A 1,752-nucleotide genomic window follows, 5' to 3' on the forward strand; every position below is an offset into this window, starting at 1 on the left:
ATTGCCGCCGTTGCGCAGCATGTCGATGGCGGTGAGCGTCGCCAGCGGCTGTGAGGTGGCGGCCATCGCGGTGCGGCCGACGGCGAGCGAACGGCCGGGTAGTTCGAAGTCTCTCATGTCACTCTCATCACTGGAAAATGGGCTCAAGACCCTGTGGCGGCTCAATATTCATCCTCAACAGACCATGCCGGGCAAGCGGCATCAAGCCGTCATGTGTTGATTTCCGAAAGCCGGCCGCTTGCCGGGCTCAAGCTGCGATCTGCGAAATTCCCATCTTGCAGCCGGAGGCTTCAAGCGCCGCGCCGGCGACCTCCACGAAGAGGGTGCGGAACCATGAGGCACGGCTGTCCGCATGGTCGACGCGTCGGTAGAGCATGCTCACCGGCTCAGCCGGCAGGTCGATCGGCGGCAGGTCTATCGCCAGATTGTGAAGCTGGGCCATGCAGCGGGCGATCGATTCCGGAATGGTGGCGATGGCCGGCATGGCCCGAAGCGCCGTCGGCAGCGCCGAGAACCGCGGCACCGTCGCCACGACATTGCGGGTTTTCCCGTGACCGGCGAGCGCTACGTCGATGCTGGTCGAGGAATTGCCCTCGAAGGAGACGGCGACATGCGGCGCATCGGCATAGGCGTCAAGGCCGAGCGGCGCCTTGAGCTTGATCTGTGCGGGGTCGTAGATGCAGACGGACGACTGGGTGAAGAGCGGCGCGCGGACGTGCCAGGAAGGCGGCTCGCAGTGCACCGCGACGCTGAAATCGAAGGCGCCGTCATCCAGCATGCGCGAAACGTCACGACGTTCCGAGGCGATGCCGATCAGCCGCGATCCAGGCGAGAGCTGCCGCAGACGGGCGGCGAGCGGGCCGAAGAAAGCCGATTCGAGATTGTCGCACATCCCGATGCGGAACTCGCCTTCCCAGCTTTTCGGGTCGAACGCGGCCGGCGGACGGATCGCCCGTTCGATGTTCGAAAGCGCCTCCTCGATGACCGGCGCAATCGCCAGCGCCCGGGGCGTCGGCTGCAGGCCACGTCCGACACGTACGAACAGGTCGTCGTCCAGCGCCTCGCGCAACCGCTTCAAGGCCGCCGACAGGCCCGGTTGTCCAAGCAGCAGCCGCTCGGCGGCGCGACTGACGTTGCGTTCCTGCATCAGCACCGCGAAGGCCAGAAGCAGGTTGAGGTCGATCTTTCGAAGGATAGCGTCATTCATCATCGCCAGTAATACGTGCCATGGCAATTATCAATTTGCAATAGGTCACGAAGATGGACAATTTCTCGTTCCTCTGCCGGCCCGGTTCGACCTCCCCGCTCCGGGGGCAGCATGAACAAGGATTACAATCCCATGAGCAATCCTCAATTCCGAGGGGCTGCGGGGCTCGCATTGCTGCTGCTCTGCACCGCCAATTTTCTCGACGCGATGGATGTCTCCACAATCGGCGTCGCACTTCCCGCCATTCAGGCCGAACTCGGCATGCGGCCCACCTCCCTTCAATGGGCGGTCAGTGCCTATGTGCTCGGTTACGGCGGCTTCCTGCTGCTCGGCGGCCGGGTGGCCGACATTTTCGGTCATCGCCGCGTCTTCCTCTGGTCGCTGGCAATCTTTGCGGCGGCCAGCATCGCCGGTGGGTTCGTCGACAGCGGCCCGACGTTGATCGCGGCTCGGCTCATCAAGGGCATCGCCGCAGCCTTCACGGCACCGGCCGCGCTGGCACTTCTGCTGGCGGTCTTCGGCGAAGGCCCACAGCGCGCCAAGGC

Annotated in this window: 2 protein-coding genes; one reads left to right on the top strand and one right to left on the bottom strand. The window is 64.5% G+C overall.

The window, feature by feature from the left end:
* Positions 1–247: 247 nt before the first annotated feature.
* Complete coding sequence (locus tag MOV61_RS29800; RefSeq protein ID WP_247139159.1) at positions 248–1,210, bottom strand: LysR family transcriptional regulator; 963 nt, start codon at positions 1,208–1,210, stop codon at positions 248–250.
* A gap of 129 nt (positions 1,211–1,339) precedes the next feature.
* Here MOV61_RS29800 and MOV61_RS29805 point away from each other — a divergent pair.
* A partial coding sequence (locus tag MOV61_RS29805) for an MFS transporter (protein WP_247139160.1) occupies positions 1,340–1,752 on the top strand: 413 nt, incomplete at its 3' end.

This window comes from Neorhizobium sp. BETTINA12A (assembly GCF_023006485.1).
GTDB lineage: Bacteria > Pseudomonadota > Alphaproteobacteria > Rhizobiales > Rhizobiaceae > Neorhizobium.

What these genes read in the sequence shown, in the direction of transcription:
- MOV61_RS29800 (WP_247139159.1), bottom strand. Translation starts at nt 1,210, where the DNA reads ATGATGAATGACGCTATCCTTCGAAAGATCGACCTCAACCTGCTTCTG.